The 15,625-nt window shown below is 72.0% G+C and carries 15 protein-coding genes and 1 pseudogene; 6 read left to right on the top strand and 10 right to left on the bottom strand.

Annotation, left to right across the window (positions count from 1 at the left end; translation table 11 throughout):
* Nucleotides 1-9: 9 nt before the first annotated feature.
* Both DI005_RS10240 and DI005_RS10245 read right to left on the bottom strand, forming a co-directional pair.
* Nucleotides 10-1,761, bottom strand: coding sequence for an ABC transporter ATP-binding protein (locus DI005_RS10240; RefSeq protein WP_113641973.1), 1,752 nt, complete (start codon nucleotides 1,759-1,761; stop codon nucleotides 10-12).
* On the bottom strand, nucleotides 1,758-3,434 hold the full coding sequence (locus DI005_RS10245) for an ABC transporter ATP-binding protein (RefSeq protein ID WP_112266409.1): 1,677 nt from the start codon (nucleotides 3,432-3,434) through the stop codon (nucleotides 1,758-1,760). The genes DI005_RS10240 and DI005_RS10245 overlap by 4 nt, the downstream gene beginning before the upstream one ends.
* A 120-nt stretch (nucleotides 3,435-3,554) precedes the next feature.
* Between DI005_RS10245 and DI005_RS10250 the strand changes: the two genes are divergently transcribed.
* Genes DI005_RS10250 through DI005_RS10260 form a run of 3 tightly spaced genes read left to right on the top strand, consistent with a single transcriptional unit; the run spans nucleotide 3,555 to nucleotide 6,495 of the window.
* Nucleotides 3,555-4,610, top strand: coding sequence for an iron ABC transporter permease (locus DI005_RS10250; protein WP_112266410.1), 1,056 nt, complete (start codon nucleotides 3,555-3,557; stop codon nucleotides 4,608-4,610).
* On the top strand, nucleotides 4,607-5,662 hold the full coding sequence (locus DI005_RS10255; RefSeq protein ID WP_233520077.1) for an iron chelate uptake ABC transporter family permease subunit: 1,056 nt from the start codon (nucleotides 4,607-4,609) through the stop codon (nucleotides 5,660-5,662). Before DI005_RS10250 ends, DI005_RS10255 begins: the two co-directional genes overlap by 4 nt.
* Nucleotides 5,659-6,495, top strand: coding sequence for an ABC transporter ATP-binding protein (locus tag DI005_RS10260; RefSeq protein WP_112266412.1), 837 nt, complete (start codon nucleotides 5,659-5,661; stop codon nucleotides 6,493-6,495). Before DI005_RS10255 ends, DI005_RS10260 begins: the two co-directional genes overlap by 4 nt.
* Here DI005_RS10260 and purU read toward each other — a convergent pair.
* From purU to DI005_RS10295, 7 genes and pseudogenes are all read right to left on the bottom strand, one after another.
* The gene (gene purU / locus DI005_RS10265) at nucleotides 6,448-7,287 is read right to left on the bottom strand and encodes a formyltetrahydrofolate deformylase (RefSeq protein WP_199542719.1); all 840 of its coding nucleotides are present in this window, start codon (nucleotides 7,285-7,287) and stop codon (nucleotides 6,448-6,450) included. The genes DI005_RS10260 and purU overlap by 48 nt on opposite strands.
* A 46-nt stretch (nucleotides 7,288-7,333) precedes the next feature.
* Nucleotides 7,334-7,978 (bottom strand): annotated as a pseudogene (locus tag DI005_RS10270) (maleylpyruvate isomerase family mycothiol-dependent enzyme); the annotation flags it as partial.
* A complete protein-coding gene (locus DI005_RS10275; RefSeq protein ID WP_113641976.1) occupies nucleotides 7,875-8,660 on the bottom strand; it encodes a DedA family protein in 786 nt (261 codons plus the stop codon). The gene DI005_RS10275 and the pseudogene DI005_RS10270, both read right to left, overlap by 104 nt.
* Nucleotides 8,653-9,336, bottom strand: coding sequence for a 1-acyl-sn-glycerol-3-phosphate acyltransferase (locus DI005_RS10280; protein ID WP_199542722.1), 684 nt, complete (start codon nucleotides 9,334-9,336; stop codon nucleotides 8,653-8,655). The genes DI005_RS10275 and DI005_RS10280 overlap by 8 nt, the downstream gene beginning before the upstream one ends.
* Nucleotides 9,337-9,404: 68 nt before the next feature.
* Nucleotides 9,405-10,136, bottom strand: a complete 732-nt coding sequence (locus tag DI005_RS10285) for a GNAT family N-acetyltransferase (RefSeq protein WP_112266415.1) — start codon at nucleotides 10,134-10,136, stop codon at nucleotides 9,405-9,407.
* 189 nt (nucleotides 10,137-10,325) lie between these two features.
* Nucleotides 10,326-11,150, bottom strand: a complete 825-nt coding sequence (locus DI005_RS10290) for a class I SAM-dependent methyltransferase (protein WP_113641977.1) — start codon at nucleotides 11,148-11,150, stop codon at nucleotides 10,326-10,328.
* Nucleotides 11,129-11,632 (bottom strand): DUF2505 domain-containing protein, encoded by a 504-nt coding sequence (locus DI005_RS10295; RefSeq protein ID WP_113641978.1) that lies wholly within the window; start codon nucleotides 11,630-11,632, stop codon nucleotides 11,129-11,131. The genes DI005_RS10290 and DI005_RS10295 overlap by 22 nt, the downstream gene beginning before the upstream one ends.
* A gap of 25 nt (nucleotides 11,633-11,657) precedes the next feature.
* Here DI005_RS10295 and DI005_RS10300 point away from each other — a divergent pair, with 25 nt between their 5' ends.
* Nucleotides 11,658-12,707, top strand: a complete 1,050-nt coding sequence (locus DI005_RS10300; RefSeq protein ID WP_199542712.1) for a UDP-N-acetylmuramate dehydrogenase — start codon at nucleotides 11,658-11,660, stop codon at nucleotides 12,705-12,707.
* A 12-nt stretch (nucleotides 12,708-12,719) separates the two neighbouring features.
* Here the strand turns inward: DI005_RS10300 and DI005_RS10305 are convergent, their stop codons facing one another.
* Complete coding sequence (locus DI005_RS10305) at nucleotides 12,720-13,451, bottom strand: SDR family oxidoreductase (protein WP_112266812.1); 732 nt, start codon at nucleotides 13,449-13,451, stop codon at nucleotides 12,720-12,722.
* Between the two features lie 74 nt (nucleotides 13,452-13,525).
* On the opposite strand from DI005_RS10305, the gene DI005_RS10310 reads away from it, so the two are divergent.
* Entirely contained in the window at nucleotides 13,526-14,683 is a 1,158-nt protein-coding gene (locus DI005_RS10310) for an Ig-like domain-containing protein (protein ID WP_112266423.1), read from the top strand.
* A gap of 96 nt (nucleotides 14,684-14,779) precedes the next feature.
* On the top strand, nucleotides 14,780-15,622 hold the full coding sequence (locus DI005_RS10315; protein ID WP_113641980.1) for an alpha/beta fold hydrolase: 843 nt from the start codon (nucleotides 14,780-14,782) through the stop codon (nucleotides 15,620-15,622).
* Nucleotides 15,623-15,625 lie beyond the last annotated feature (3 nt).

Raw genomic sequence — 15,625 nt, forward strand, 5'->3', positions numbered from 1 at the left:
ACTCGCGCGTCAGCGGGTTCGCTGGTCGGACCAGGCGGCCCACAGGGCCGCGTAGCGGCCGTTCGCCGCCACCAGGTCGTCGTGCGTGCCGGTTTCCACCACCTTGCCGGCGTCGAGCACCACGATCCGGTCCGCCGCCGCGGCCTGTGTCAGGCGGTGGGCGACCACGAGGCCCGTGCGGCCCTCTAGTGCCTTCGCCGCCGCCTTCTCCAACACCTTCGCGCCCGCGCTACCCGCCTCCGCGGTCGCCTCGTCGAGGATGGCGATCGGCGGGTCTGCCAGCACCAGGCGCACCAGAGCCAGCTGCTGCGACTGGGTGACCGTCAGCCGGTGCGCGCCCTCACCCACCATTGTGGACAGTCCATCCGGGAGTGCGTCGACCCAGGGCAGAGCGCCGACCTTCGCCAGCGCCGCCCGCAGCTCCTCATCCGTCGCGTCGGGCTTGGCGAGGCGCAGGTCCTCGGCGAGCGTGCCCGCGAAGACGTGCACCTCCTGGCTGATGAGCGCCACCGTGCGGCGCGTGCCCGCGTGGCCGAGGTCGTCGAGGGCGACACCGCCCAGTGCGAGCGAGCCCGATGTCGGCCGGTGGATGCCGGCGATCAGCTTCGCGAGCGTCGTCTTCCCGGCCCCGCTCGCACCCACGAGGGCGACCCGCTCCTCGGGGGCGATGTCGAGGTCCACGTCGCGCAGTACGTCGTGGCCCGCGACGTAGGCGTGGCTCACCGCGGCGGCCTTCACCGACGCGTCCACCGGCACGCCCGCCTGCTCGGGCTCCCGTTCGGTCGGCAGGTCCGCGACGCCGACCAGGCGGGCGAGGCTCGCCGCCGCCGACTGGGCGTCGTCCACGAGCGCCAGCGCCGCGTTGATGGGGTTGAAGAGGCTGTGGAAGTACAGCGCGGCCGCCGTCGCCGTGCCGATCGTGGCGGTGCCGTTGCCCACCAGCACGAAACCGGCCACGAGGATGGCCGACAGACCGACGAACTCGGCGAGGTTGAGCCGCGAGAAGAACCGGGTCATCAACCGGACCGCGCGCATCGTCACGTCCACGACCGTCTGGGACCGGCCTCGCACGCGCTCGACGTGCTCGTCGGTGAGCCGGAACGCCCGAACCGTGCGCGCGCCGCCGACCGTGTCGAGCAGCTGCTGTTGCTGGGCCCCGTCGCGCACGCGCTGGTGGGCGTACAGCGGAATCGCGCGCCGCACGTACCAGCGCACCGTGTAGAGCTGGATCGGCGCCGCGAGCAGCGCGGCGAGCAGGAACCGCCAGTCCAGCAGTGCGAGCCCGCCGAGCGTGAGCACGATCGTCAGCGCGGAACGACCCAGCTCGGGCAGGGCCTCGCGCACCGACTTGGCGATCACGGCGACGTCGTTGGTGACCCGCGAGGTCAGATCGCCCGACCCGGCCAGCTCGACGCGTTCCAGCGGCTGGCTCAGCGCCCGCTCGATGAAACGTTCCCGCAGGCTCGCGAGCATGCTCTCGCCGAGCCGCGAGACCAGCGCGAGCCCCCACGCGTTGCCAGCGCCCCTGGCCAGCGCGACGACCACCAGCAGGACGACGGGCACCGTGAAGTCCGTGCTGCCCTCGTCCACCAGGTCGACGATGTGGCCGAGCAGCGGGGCCGTAAGCAGCCCGACGCCCGTCGCCGCGGTCAGCACGCCGAACGCGGAGAAGGCCAGCAGGCGCCGGGGCCGAAGCAGCTCGCCGACTGCGGCGGCCGTGCGCCTGCCCGTCGCGGTCGGCAGCAACTCGCGATCGCTCATGACAGCACCGCCGATCGGTAGCCGGGGTTGGCGTGGACGAGTTCGGCGTGCGTGCCCTGCGCGCCAACCGCGCCACCGTCGAGCACGACGACGCGGTCCGTCACGGCGAGCAGCGCCGGGCTCGTTGTCACCAGCACCGTGGTGCGCCCCTGCCGGATCTCCCGCAGCTCACCGGCGATGCGGGCCTCGGTCACCGCGTCGACCGCGGTCGTCGGGTCGTGCACCACGAGCACGGGCGGGTCGGCGGCGAGCGCCCTCGCGAGCGCGACGCGCTGCCGCTGTCCACCGGACAGCGACCGCCCGCGCTCGGCGACGAGCGTGTGCACACCGTCGGGCAGGGTGCGCGCGACCTCGTCGGCCGCGGACGCCGTGAGCGCGCGATCGACATCGCGGCCGGCGGTCACGACGTTGTCGAGCAGGCTGCCCTCGAACAGGTCCGCGTCGTGGGCCGCGACCAGCACGGCGCCACGCAGCTCGTGCGGGTCGAGCTCGGTGTAGGCCACGCCGTCCAGCTCCACCGTGCCCGCCGCCGGGTCGGCCTCGCGGCCGAGGCAGTCGAGCAGGTGCGAGGCGGCCGCGGGATCGGGCGCCACGACGCCGAGCAACTCGCCCGGCTCGACGTCGAGGTCCAGCGAGTCGAGGCTGCCGTGGGTCACACCGCGCAGGCTCAGCCGGCCCGGGCAGTTGCCGGAGGGCGCGCCGGAGCCGGAGGTCACCGCGGGCGGGGCGGCGAGCACCGACGCGACGCGCTCCGCCGACGCCCTGCCCTGCGCGAGCTGGCCGTTCACCCACGCGAAGATCTGGAACGGGCCGAGCAGGAACTGCGCGAGGCCCACGGCGGCGACGAGCTCGCCGACCGTGATCGAGCCGTTCGCGGCGAGGTGCGCGCCGACGAGGGCGACCACGGCGATGAAGATGCCGGTGAGTGCGAGGATCGCGCCGTCGTGGCCTGCGTGGGCCCTCGCGGCGCGCAGGGTCGCGGCGAGAGAGTCCTGGCTCGTGCGCCGGTAGCGGGCCACGGCGGCGGCCTCTGCGCCGATGCCCTTGAGCACCCGCAGGCCGGAGACCAGGTCGGCGGCGACGCCGGAGGCGTGCGCAGCGCGTTCCTGCTCGACGCTGCTGCGCCGCTCCAGTGGCTTGCCGACGAGGTGGGTGAGCCACAGCAGCGGCGGCGTGCCGAGCAGGACCAGCAGTCCGAGCGGCACCGAGATCCGCAGCAGGGACACGGCGCTCACGAGCAGGCCGACGAACCCGGCGACGGCGAACGGCAGCACCGTGTTGACGACACCGACGCGTTTGGCGTCGCCGGTCGCGATGTTGACGAGCGCGCCGGGGAGCCTGCCGGCCTCGGCCCCGCCGCGCGGATCCAGCACGCGCTGCGCAAGCCGCATGCGCAGGCCGTGCGCGGCCTGTTCCGACGCCCGTTCGGCTGCCCTCGCGGCGAACCGGTAGCTCATCGACAGCGCGCCGAACACCACGGCGAGCACCACGATCCAGCGCAGGAGCGCGCCGACCGATCCCGTGGAGACGGCCTGGTCGATCACGAGGCCGACGATCACGGGCACGAGCGCCTCACCGCCCTGGTGCACCGAGCCAAGGAAGGCGGCGCGGGCGAGCAGGCGCCGTTGCCCGGACACCGCGTCCCGCAGGATGCTCCTGCCGGTTGGCAACACTGGACCACCTCCGCGTCGGCTGCGGAGGTTAGGCTAGCTTAAGTTCACGCTCGGTCCAGGCCGGTGCGCGCGAACTTCGTCACGATGGACCACCCTCACTCGTTCGGTTAGCCTCACCTTATGTCCGTTGTCACGCCGTCACGGCCACAGTCACCTGACGTGGTGGCTCCTCGGCGTGCACCGAACGCGCTCAAGGGCGCGGGCCTGCTGATCGCGCTCGTCGCGCTGGTCGTCCTCGGGCTGCTCAGCATCTGGCTCGGCTCCAAGAGCATCCCGTTCACGGCGACGTGGGACGTGCTCTGGAACAACGACGGCTCCAACGACGCCGTGATCATCCACGAGTACCGGATCCCGAGAACGCTGCTCGGCCTGCTCGTGGGTGCCGCACTCGGTCTCGCCGGTGCGCTCATGCAGGCGCTCACCCGCAATCCGCTCGCCGACCCCGGCCTGCTCGGTGTCACGATGGGCGCCTCGACCGGGGTCGTGATCTCGCTCGGCTTCCTGGGCATCGCCTCGGTGCTTGGCTACGTCTGGTTCGCCTTCGCGGGCGCGGCCATCGCCTCGCTCGTGGTGTACGTGATCGGCTCGTCCGGCCGCGGCAGCGCCTCGCCCGAGCGGCTCGTGCTCGCGGGCGCCGCGGTGACGGCGGTGCTCTACGCCTTCAACAGCGCGGTGCTGCTCATGGACCCCGAGGCGTTCGACGAGTACCGCTACTGGCAGGTGGGCTCGCTGGCGGGCCGCTACTACGACGTGCTCGTGCCCGTGCTGCCGTTCATCGTCGTCGGCGTGATCGTGGCGCTGTTGCTGATCCGGCCGCTGAACGCGCTCGCGATGGGGGAGGAGTTGGGCCGCGCGCTCGGCGCGCACCCCGACCGCATCCGCGTGCTGGGAGCCGTCGCGATCACCTTGCTCTGCGGGGCCGCGACCGCGGCGGTGGGCCCGATCGCGTTCGTCGGACTCGCCGTGCCGCACATGGCCCGCCTGATCGCCGGACCCGACCAGCGCTGGGTGCTGCCCTACTCGCTGGTGCTGGCGCCGATCCTGCTCGTCGGCTCCGACATCGTCGGCCGCGTCGTCGCGCCGCCCTCGGAGGTGCAGGTGGGCATCGTGACCGCCGCGATCGGCGTGCCCGTGTTCATCGCCCTGTGCCGCAAACGAAAGCTGGCGAGCCTGTGAGCCCCGTGATCACCGGCCGCGTCGTGCGGACCCGGCGCGAGACGCTGTCGGTGCGCGTGGATGCCAGGACCTTCACCGTCTGCGTCGTGACGGTGCTCGCCCTGCTCGCCGTGATGACGGCGACGCTGACGACCGGCGAGTACCCGCTTTCGGTCGGCGAGGTGCTCGGCGCCGTCACGGGCACCGGCGAGGGCGCGGCCGACTTCATCGTGAACACCCTGCGCATGCCGAGGCTGCTGACCGCGCTGCTCGTCGGCGCGGCCCTCGCGGCGAGCGGGGCGATCCTGCAGGGGCTCACCCGCAACTCGCTCGGCAGCCCCGACATCATCGGTTTCAACAACGGTGCCGCCACCGGCGCGCTGGTCGTGATCATCGTCGTCGGCGGCAGCATCTACCAGGTCGCGATCGGCGCACTGCTCGGCGCCGTGATCACCGCGCTGCTGATCTACCTGTTCTCGTTCACCCGTGGCGTGCAGGGGTTCCGGTTCGTCCTCATCGGAATCGGCATCAACGCGCTCGCGCTGGCGGTGAACTCCTACCTCATCACGCGCGCGAACCTCTACGACGCGCTCTCGGCGCAGGCGTGGCTGCTCGGCAGTGTCAACGGGCGCGGGTGGGAACACGTCACCGCCGCGGCGCTCGCGCTCGCCGTGCTGCTGCCGCTCGCGCTGTACCACTCGCGGGCGCTCGCGATGATGGAGCTCGGGGACGACTCGGCGAAGGCGCTCGGCGTCGGTGTGCAGCGCAGCCGGGCCGTCCTGATCGTGACGAGCGTGCTGCTCGCCGCGTTCGCGACGGCGGCGGCCGGGCCCATCGCGTTCGTCGCGCTCGCGGCACCGCAGCTCGCCCGCAGGCTCACGCGCTCGTCGTCACCGGGGCTGGTCTCCTCGGCGCTCATGGGCGCGCTGCTGCTGGCGGCGGGCGACCTGCTCATCCAACGGGTGTTTCCCACAGCGCAGCTCCCGGTCGGCACGGCGACCGGTTGTCTCGGCGGGCTGTACTTGATCTGGTTGTTGGCGTCGGAATGGCGCGGGAAGGCTAGGTACGCATGACCCGGTTGTACGCCGAAGACCTGACGCTCGCTTACGAGCAGGCCGTCGTGGCGACCGACCTGTCGGTCGAGATCCCCGACGGCTCGTTCACGGTCATCATCGGCCCCAACGCGTGTGGCAAGTCGACCCTGCTCAAGGCGCTCGCCAGGATGCTCAAGCCCAAGACCGGCGGTGTGCATCTCGACGGCAAGCTCATCTCCTCCTACCGCTCCCGCGAGGTCGCGCGGCGCCTCGGGTTGCTGCCGCAGACGTCGATCGCGCCGAGTGGCATCACGGTCGGCGACCTCGTGGCCCGTGGGCGCTATCCGCACCAGAAGCTGTTGAAACAGTGGTCGTCCGAGGACGAGGCCGTGGTCACCGAGTCGATGAAGCTGACGGGCGTGCTCGAGCTGTCCGGCAGGCTCGTCGACGAGCTGTCGGGCGGGCAGCGGCAGCGCGTGTGGCTGGCCATGGTGCTCGCGCAGCAGACCTCGATCCTGCTGCTCGACGAGCCGACCACGTTCCTCGACATCGCCCACCAGGTCGAGGTGCTCGACCTGTGCGCCGACCTGCACGAGGACAAGCGGCACACGCTCGTCGCCGTGCTGCACGACCTCAACCAGGCGTGCCGCTACGGCACGCACCTGATCGTCATGCGGCCAGGCGGCGAGATCGCCGCGCAGGGCAACCCCTCGGAGATCATCACCGCCGAGCTGGTGGAGGACGTCTTCGGCCTGCCCTGCCGCGTCATCGACGACCCGGAGACCGGTACCCCGCTGATCGTGCCCAACGCGCGGAAGAAGCGGTCAGAGGACCACGGTCCGGTTGCCGTGCACGAGCACGCGACCCTCTAGGTGCCAGCGCAGGCCGCGCGCGAGGGTCACCTTCTCGATGTCGCGGCCCTTGCGCACCATGTCGGCCACGGAGTCGCCGTGGTCGACGCGGATCACGTCCTGCTCGATGATCGGCCCAGCGTCCAGGTCCGCGGTCACGTAGTGGCACGTCGCGCCCACCAGCTTCACGCCCCGCTGGTATGCCTGGTGGTACGGGCGCGCGCCGATGAACGAGGGCAGGAAGCTGTGGTGGATGTTGATCGCCCTGCCCGCCCACGCCTCGCACAGCTCCGGCGGCAGGATCTGCATGAACCGCGCGAGCACCACCGCGTGCGGGTCGTGCTCGTCGACGAGCTTGGCCACCTCCGCGAAGGCCGGCGCCTTGTCCTCGGCGAACGACACGTGGTGGAACGGGATGCCGTGTGCCCTGGTGATGTCGGCGAGCACCTCGTGGTTGCCGATCACCGCGCGCACGTCCACGTCCAGCTCGCCGGAGGCGACGCGGCCGAGCAGGTCGTAGAGGCAGTGCCCCTCCTTCGACACCAGCACCACGATCCGGCGGCGCTCCCCGGTGTCGTCCACGCGCCAGTCGGACTCCGCTCCCAGCGAGCGCGCGACGCCGGCGAACCGGGCGCGCAGCTCGTCGACGTCGAACGGCAGCGAGTCGGCCCGCACGACCTGGCGGGTGAAGAACCAGCCCGTGTCCGGGTCGGTGTGGTAGGCGGCCTCGACGATCCAACCGCCTGCCTCGGCGAGGAACGACGAGATGCGGGCGACGATCCCCGTGCGGTCGGGGCAGCCGAAGGTGATCACATACTGGCGGGAGTCAGGCACGGCTTCCCATTGTCGCCCCTCGCCCTCACGGCGGCGTGAGCGGCTCCAGTAGAGCGGTCTCGCCGGTGACCTTCGCCGCACTCGGCCTGCGCCACAGTGCCCGGTACACCTCGTCGGCGGTGCCCTCGACCGTCAGGGCGGGCTCGAACGGCTGCTCGGCACCAGCGCTGTACTGCGGCGCCTCGCCGGGCGCCAGCCGGACCGACCACAGCCTGCCCGCGTCCTCGGCGTGCACCAGCACCGAGCCCTTGGCGGTGAACTCGCTCCAGTCTGCCCGTCGGTACACGAGCATGGTCAGCAGCTCGTCAACGCCGTCGGCGGCGAACCCGGGCGGGAACGGCACCGTCTGCCTGCCGAGTGCCAGCTCGGCGTCCACGCGGTGCATCGCGGCCTCGTGGGCCTGCCGCCGTGCCCACGACGCCACCACCGGGTCATAGGAGGGGAACGGCTGCCACGCGGGGGTGTCCGCGGGCGTGTCGAACGCGGCCCTCAGCTCGGCTCGCCGCTCGTCCCACCAGGCCAGCAGCGGCTCCCACCCGTCGGGCGGGGTCCCGGCGCGGACGTGCTCACCGCTCGGATCCGCCATCGCGGCGACCACCCAGGAATGCACCCTGGCGATGTGTCGCACCAGCCGCCTCACCGTCCACTTCGGACAGGACGGCACCGGGGCGTCCGGTCCGGCCTCGACCGCGGCGGCCCGCAGGCCGTCGCTGTGGGTCTCGATCGCCGCGAGGTACTCCGCGTACTCCACGGCGAGAGACTAGCCGTCGCCCGAGCTCGACGCACCCGACCGCGAGCAGTCCGATACCGAAGGCGAACAGCAGGCCCTTCACCGGCTCGTCCGCGAACCGCGCGGAGCCGAGGTAGCCGACCAGCACGCTGTAGACCGCCCACACCGTGACGCCGATGGCGTCGAGCACCGCGAAGCGGCCGAGCGGGTAGCGCAGGCTGCCCGTGGCCAGCGCGGAGGCGACCCGGCCGCCCGGCAGGTAGCGCCCCGCGACGATGAGCACCGTGCCGTGGCGGTGCACCTTCTCCTTCGCCCACTCGTAGCGCCGTCGCCCCTGCTCGTTGCGTTGCAGCCGGCGCAGCGTCCCCGGTCCCGCGCGCCGGGCGATGCCGTGGCCGAGCAGGTCGCCCGCCCACGCTCCCGTCGCGGCGACCACGGTGAGCACGGCAAGCCCGGGAAGGTCGGGGCCCAGCAGCACCGCGACCGTCATCACCGTGGTCTCGCTCGGCATGAACGGCAGGAGCGCGTCCAGCCCCGCCACCACGAAGATGATCAGCCAGAGCCACGGCGAGTCGAGCTGCGCCTGCAGCATCGCCGTGAGGCGGTCGAGCAGCTCAAACATGGGCGGGCTCCGCGGCGAGCACCGCCCGCCGCGCCCGCGCCGCGAGTTCCCGCCGGTCGCCCTCAGGAGCCAGCGCGGGATGTGCCCGCACCCGCAGGGTCAACTCGCTCGCCTTCACGACCCGGCCGATGGAGCGGGCGAGCGTGTCGTCGCCAACGAACGCCGCGACCGTGCTGGGCTCCCCGCCCTGGAGGTAGGTCAGCGTCACCGGCCGCACGGGCGCGCCCGCGTCGAGTGCGGCCTGGAACACCGCACGCCGGAACGGCCCGCCCGGCTCGGAGCAGTACGTGGTGGCCTCGGGGAACACCGCCACCGAGCGGCCCTCCCGCAGCCGCGCCGCCACGGCGTCGACGCTCTCCGGCAGGCCGCGCAGGGCCCAGCGATCCACGAACAGCGTGTCCAGGCGCCGGGCCAGCCCGCCGACCAGCGGCCAGCCCGCCACCTCGCGCTTGGCGAGAAAAGCGGCGGGCTCGACGGCCAGCAGGCCCACGATGTCGAGCCACGACACGTGGTTGGCGACGATCAGCGTGCCGACGGGGCCGGGAACGTGCAGCGGCCCTTCGTCGGCGTCGAGCGTGACGTCGAGCGCGTTCAGCACCGCTCTGGCCCGTCCGCGGAGTTCCCCGCCCCTCGCCAGCGAGCCCGCCAGCGCCACACTCCTGCCCACGGCTTCCATCGTGGTCACCGGCGGACGTTGGTGGGTGACGCAGTGTGGAGAGCATGGTGAATTCGCGCGCCACGGGTTCACCGGCCGTCTCCCAGGAAGTAACGCAGGTAGCGCTCGTCCACCCGGTCCAGCGGCAGCAGCACGAAGAAGTCGGCGACCCCGAACTCCGGGTCGTGGGCGGGCGGCCCGCACACCCACGCCCCGAGCCGCAGGTAGCCGCGCAGCAGTGGCGGCAGCAGGGCGTAGGTCGGCCGGTCGACGCCTTCGGCGGGCATCCACGGCCGGTGCGGCTGCACGCGGTACTCGGCGGGCGCGGCGTGCCTTTCCTCGGCGATTCGCCAGGTCGCCGACGCGGCGCGGCCGCCGTCGGCGAGCGGCACCGACGCGCAGCCCGCGAGGTAGCGGTGCCCCGACAGCAGCGTGTACCGCGCGAGCGCCGACCACATCAGGTTGATCACTGCTCCGCCGCGGTGGTCCGGGTGCACGCACGAGCGCCCCGCCTCGACCAGCGAGCCACGCAGCGGGTCGAGGTTCTCGACGTCGAACTCGCCGGCCGAGTAGAGCCGGTCGGTGCGTCCGGGCGGCAGCAGCCGGTAGGTGCCCACGACCTCGCCGGTCGGCTCGTGCTCGACGATCAGGTGGTCGCAGACGTCGTCGAAGGAGTCGGTGTCGAGCCCGCACGGCAGCGTCGCTCCCAGCTCACCGCCGAACACGGTGGTGCGCAGGCGCTGCGCGGCACGGATCTGCTCCGGCGTGTGCGCGATCGAGGCCGCGTAGGCCGTTCTCGGTACCGTGGAGAGCGAGGGCATGGGTGTCTCCGTTCGTCGCGAAGGGACCCCGTTCGGCGCGTGGACAGCGCTCAGCCGCACGGGGTGCTCATGTCTTCGGGGGTCGCCGAGTGGCCGCTCGGCGACCCCCTCCAGGTGATCGAGACTGGCACCCGTGATCGCGGGTGAACAGAGCCTGAGAGCAATCTCAGGGACAACTCAGGGCAGCCCCTACCTGCTGGCCCTACCTACTTCCGTGTGGCCGCCCGGTGCGACGGAAGACCAGGGCACGGTCAGCTCGCCGAGCCGCCAGCGGTCCCGGCGGCCGAGCACGGGCCAGCCGCGTTCCCGCAGCAGCCGCACCGACTCGGTCCAGCGCGCCCGCGCGCCGAACGCGCCGAAGGGTGCCGCGGTGTCCCAGCAGGCGTCCAGTGTGGACAGGAAGTCGTGCACGCGCTCACCGGGCACGTTCCGGTGGATGAGCGCCTTCGGGAGCCGCTCGGCCACAGTGGACGGTCGGTCGAGCGTGTCCACCTTGCAGGACAACGTCAGCGAGCGAGGCCCCTCGTGCGCGACGGTGACCCAGGAGCACAGCCTGCCCACCTCGTCGCACGTGCCCTCCACCAGCAGCCCGCCGGGGGCGATGCCGGTGAGCATGGCCTCCCACGACGGCGCCACATCGTGCTCGGCGTACTGGCGCAGCACGTTGAACGCGCGGACGAGCACCGGCCGCGTGCCGGCCAGCTCGAAACCACCCCGGCGGAAGTCCAGCCGGGGCGGATCGGCCGCGTGCACGGCGGCGGCGACGCGTTCGGGATCCAGCTCCAGCCCCAGCACCCGCACGCCGGGGAACGCGGCGCCGAGCCGCTTGGCGAGCTCCACCGTGGTCACCGGCGAGGCTCCGTAACCGAGATCGACCACCAACGGCGCGGCAGCACCCGCCAGCGCCCGCGCGACTCCCGCGTCGGCGGTGAGCCAGCGGTCGATCCTGCGAAGTCGGTTGGGGTTGGTGGTGCCGCGCGTCGGTGCGCCGATCAGCGTTCGCGCGCGAGCCACTTCGCCGTGAACTTGGCCTCACTGTCGAGCAGGCTCGTCACCTGCTCGGCGATGAAGCCCTCGAGCTTGCCCCCGACGAACGGGATGCGGACCTTGACCTCGCCGGTGGTGCGCTGCGCGCTGCCGCCATCGCCGTCGGCGGTCAGCTCGGTGCGCGCGGTGATCTCCCCGGGGATCCCGCTGACGTGGGCCTTGATCGTGCCGGTGTAGTGCTCGCCCGAGCCCGACCACGTGTGCTCGCGCTGCACGACGAGGTCGCCCTTGTGGATCGTGCGCACGGCCTGCGGCAGCTTCTCGGCGGGGACGCCCTGCAGCAGGGTGTACCGGACACCGTCGCCGGTCACGGTGTGATCCTTCAGCGTGGCGTTCTTGCCGCCGATCTCCGCGAGGCGGGCGCGCAGAGCGTCCTCACCGGACTGAGCGGCAAGCACGTCGGCGACGCCGTGCGGGAACGTCGCGCGGTGCTCGATACGGGAGGCCATGGCAGGGACAGTACCGTTGCGGGTTGTGAGTGCTGCTGAAACGGTCACCCAGGAGGCTTTGCGCGGGTACACGACGCTGCGGCTCGGTGGCCCAGCGCGGCGGTTCGTGGTCGCGACCACCGACGACGAGCTCGTGTCCACAGTGCGCGAACTGGACGCCGCCGGTGAGCCGCTGCTGCTGCTCGGCGGCGGGTCGAACCTGGTGATCGCCGACGAGGGCTTCGACGGCACCGTGGTGCGCATCGCCACCACCGGCTGGGACGGCGAGCGCGTGGCAGCGGGGCAGAACTGGGACGACTACGTCGCGGCCACGGTCGCCGACGGCATAGGTGGGCTGGAGTGCCTCTCCGGCATCCCCGGCTCGGCGGGGGCGACGCCGATCCAGAACGTCGGCGCCTACGGCTGCGAGATCAGCGAGGTGCTGCACTCGATCGACTTCTACGACCGGCGCACCGGCGAGGTCAGCACCATCCCGGCCGCCGAGCTGGGCTTCGCCTACCGCACCAGCGTGCTCAAGGGCACCGATGCCGGGATCGTCCTCGGCGTCCGGTTCGCCCTGCGTGCCGACGGCCTCTCGGCCCCGGTTCGCTACGCCGAGCTGGCCCGCACGCTCGGCGTCGACATCGGCGCGCGCGTGCCCGTCGAATCGGCCCGCGACGCCGTACTCGCGCTGCGCAGGGGCAAGGGCATGGTGCTCGACGCCGCCGACCACGACACGTGGAGCGCGGGCTCGTTCTTCACCAACCCGATCGTCCCCGACGCCGACGTCTCCGCGGTGCTCGCGCGGATCGCCGAGGTCGTCGGCGCCGACACCGCCGTGCCGCAGTACCCCGCGCAGGGTGGGGTGAAGCTGTCGGCGGCGTGGCTCATCGAGCGGGCCGGCTTCGGCAAGGGGCACCAGGGCCCCGGCGGCAGGGTGTCGCTGTCGACGAAGCACACGCTCGCGCTCACCAACAGGGGCACCGCGAGCACCGGCGACCTGCTCACACTGGCACGCGAGGTCCGCGACGGAGTGCGTGACCGCTTCGGCGTGACCCTGCACCCGGAACCCCTGCTGATCAACTGCTCTCTCTGAGCTCGGCGCGGCTCAGGTGCGGTGGAAGCGGGAGCCGTCGAGCTGGGCCCTCGGCTTGATGACGATCTGGTCGAGGTTGACGTGCGAGGGCCGGGTCGCGGCGAAGGCGATCACGTCGGCCACGTCCTCCGCGGTCAGCGGCTGCAGGCCCCGGTAGACCTTCCCGGCCCGCTCGGCGTCGCCGTCGAAGCGGTTGAGCGAGAAGTCCGTTTCCACCATGCCGGGCACGATCTCGGTGATCCGGACCGGCTCGCCGAAGTGCTCGGAGCGCAGCGTCCGGTGCAGCGCCGACTGCGCGTGCTTGGCCGAGGTGTAGCCAGCGCCGCCGTCGTAGACCTCGTGCCCGGCGACCGAGGTCACCGTGAGCACGTGCCCGTCGCCGGAGGCCACCAGTTTCGGCAGCAGCGCCTTCGTCAGGCGCAGAGTGCCGAGCACGTTGGTCTCCCACATCCAGCGCCAGTGCTCCTCGTCGGCGGCTTCGACGCGTTCGAGCCCACGCGCGCCACCGGCGTTGTTGACGAGCACGTGGCACTCTGGGATCTGGGCGACGAACGAGGCAACGGACTCCGCGTCTGTGACGTCCAGTTGATGTGCGGTCCCGGAGAGTTCCGCGGCCAGCGACCGCAGCCGGTCGAGCCGCCGCGCGCCGAGTACGACGTGGAAACCGGCCTTGGCCAGTGCCCTTGCGGTCGCCGCGCCAATGCCGGCGCTGGCTCCGGTGATGACAGCGGTTCGCGTGCTCATGGGGTGCATGCTGCCAGGTAACGTTGGACAGCTCACGCGCGGTTTCTCCAGCGGGTGCAACAGGAGGATGACAGGTGATCGAACGGCGCACGGTCTTCAGAGCCGCGATGGCAGCGGGCTCGGCCGGACTGCTCGCGGCCTGCTCGGGGCAGACAGGCGGGACGGCTGAGGTCAACCAGGCGCACGTGCCGCCCAAGGCTCGGCTGACCGCCGATCCGGCCGTCGACGCCAAGGACGTTTCCGTCGTGAAACCGGTCACGGTCACCGTGAAGGAGGGCACGCTCACGGAGGTGAAGCTGACCAACGCCGAAGGCGCCGAGGTGAAGGGCGAGCTGAACCCCGAGAAGACCACGTGGACGAGCGCGGAGCCGCTCGGCTACGGCAAGACCTACACCTACTCGGCCAAGGCCAGGGGCAGCGACAACAAGACCGCCGAGCTCACCGGCAGCTTCGCCACCGTCACCCCCGCCAAGGAGGTGCGGGCCACGCTGAACCCCGTCGACCACGCCGAGGTCGGCGTCGCCATGCCGATCAGCGTCAAGTTCGCCGAGGCCATCACCGACCGCGCCGCCGCGCAGCGCGCGCTCACGGTGGAGACGTCCACCGACGTCGAGGGCGCGTGGGCGTGGCTGTCCGACCGACAGGTGGACTGGCGGCCGAGGGAGTACTGGCCTGCCAACACTCAGGTCAACGTCAGCGCGAAGCTCTACGGCGTGCACTACGGCAACGGCGCCTACGGCAAGGCCGACGTCACCACCACGTTCACCATCGGCCGCAACCAGGTGGTGAAGGTCCACACCCCCGAGCACCGCATGCGCGTCTACCGCGACGGCAACGAGGTCGCCAACTACCCGTGCAGCAACGGCAGGGACGCCGACCCGAACCTCAACACCCCCAACGGCACCGTGATCGTCATGACCAGGGAGCCGACGTCGATCTTCGACAACGAGCGCTACGGCTACACCGACCTCGAGAAGAAGTGGTGCTGCCGGATCTCCAACCACGGCGAGTACATCCACGAGAACGAGGAGAACCGCGCCAACATCGGCAGGGCCAACACCTCGCACGGCTGCATCAACCTGCTGGAGGCCGACGCCAAGGCCTACTTCGACTCGGCCCTGATCGGCGACCCGGTGGAGGTCACCGGCTCGAAGGCGAACTTCCCCACCACGTCGGACGTGATGGACTGGCTGCTCGACTGGGAGACCTGGAAGTCCATGTCGGCCCTCTGAGGGCTGGCCTGGCAGCCCCGGTGCCTGCTGCGCCCCGCTCGCGACGGCAGTGGGTTGCCAGACCAGCGCTGGGGCCACCCATGTAGACAAGTACGCATGAGAACCGAGGTCGTCGGCGCCAGTGGCGTCCGCATCGGCGTGCGTGTCGAGGGCAACGAGAGCGCGCCCGCCATCCTGTTCGTGCACGGCTGGGCGCAGTCGGCCAGTGCGTGGGACCTGCAGTTCGCCGACCCCGAGCTGCGCAGACGCTTCCGGCTCGTCGCCATGGACCTGCGCGGACACGGCTCGTCAGACGTGCCGCACGGCGGCTTCGACGACCCGGCGACGTGGGCGGGCGACCTCGCTTCGGTGCTGCGTTTCGCGGGCGAGCCCGCTGTGGTGGTCGGCTGGTCCTACGGCGGGCTGGTGATCACCGACTATCTGCGCGTCCACGGCACTCGCGGCCTGTCGGGCATCGTGCTCGTCGGCGCGATCACCGAGATCGGCAGGAACCACCCCGGCGGCCTCGTCGGGCCCGCCATGCGGGCCGCGCTGCCGGCCGCACTGTCCGACGACCTCGCCGTCGCGCTACCCGCGCTGACCGCCTTCAGCGAGGGCATGGCCGCGAGGGAGGTGCCGGGTCCGCTGGCCCAGGCGCTGCTCGGCACGGCACTCGCCGTGCCGCCCGCCGTGCGCGGCGCGCTGTTCCGGCGCGACGTCGACAGCGCGGACGTGCTGTCGTCGGTCGACGTCCCGACGCTGGTGGTGCACGGCACCGACGACGCCGTGGTGGACCCGCGCGCCGGTGAGTACGCGGCGGGGAAGATACCGGGGGCCGATTCGCGTTCTTTTCATGGTGTAGGCCATTTACCGTTCGTCGAGGCCGCGGAGGAGTTCAACACGAGCCTGCTCTCCTTCGCCGAGCAGCGGGCGTCCGCCGACGCCCGGACAGAAAGGTGATTC

The organism is Prauserella sp. PE36 (assembly GCF_003311655.1).
Lineage (GTDB): Bacteria > Actinomycetota > Actinomycetes > Mycobacteriales > Pseudonocardiaceae > Prauserella_A > Prauserella_A endophytica.

What these genes read in the sequence shown, in the direction of transcription:
- DI005_RS10315 (WP_113641980.1), top strand. Translation starts at nt 14,780, where the DNA reads ATGAGAACCGAGGTCGTCGGCGCCAGTGGCGTCCGCATCGGCGTGCGT.
- DI005_RS10285 (WP_112266415.1), bottom strand. Translation starts at nt 10,136, where the DNA reads ATGCCCTCGCTCTCCACGGTACCGAGAACGGCCTACGCGGCCTCGATC.
- DI005_RS10240 (WP_113641973.1), bottom strand. Translation starts at nt 1,761, where the DNA reads ATGAGCGATCGCGAGTTGCTGCCGACCGCGACGGGCAGGCGCACGGCC.
- DI005_RS10280 (WP_199542722.1), bottom strand. Translation starts at nt 9,336, where the DNA reads ATGGAAGCCGTGGGCAGGAGTGTGGCGCTGGCGGGCTCGCTGGCGAGG.
- DI005_RS10275 (WP_113641976.1), bottom strand. Translation starts at nt 8,660, where the DNA reads ATGTTTGAGCTGCTCGACCGCCTCACGGCGATGCTGCAGGCGCAGCTC.
- DI005_RS10305 (WP_112266812.1), bottom strand. Translation starts at nt 13,451, where the DNA reads ATGAGCACGCGAACCGCTGTCATCACCGGAGCCAGCGCCGGCATTGGC.
- DI005_RS10260 (WP_112266412.1), top strand. Translation starts at nt 5,659, where the DNA reads ATGACCCGGTTGTACGCCGAAGACCTGACGCTCGCTTACGAGCAGGCC.
- DI005_RS10295 (WP_113641978.1), bottom strand. Translation starts at nt 11,632, where the DNA reads ATGGCCTCCCGTATCGAGCACCGCGCGACGTTCCCGCACGGCGTCGCC.
- DI005_RS10250 (WP_112266410.1), top strand. Translation starts at nt 3,555, where the DNA reads ATGTCCGTTGTCACGCCGTCACGGCCACAGTCACCTGACGTGGTGGCT.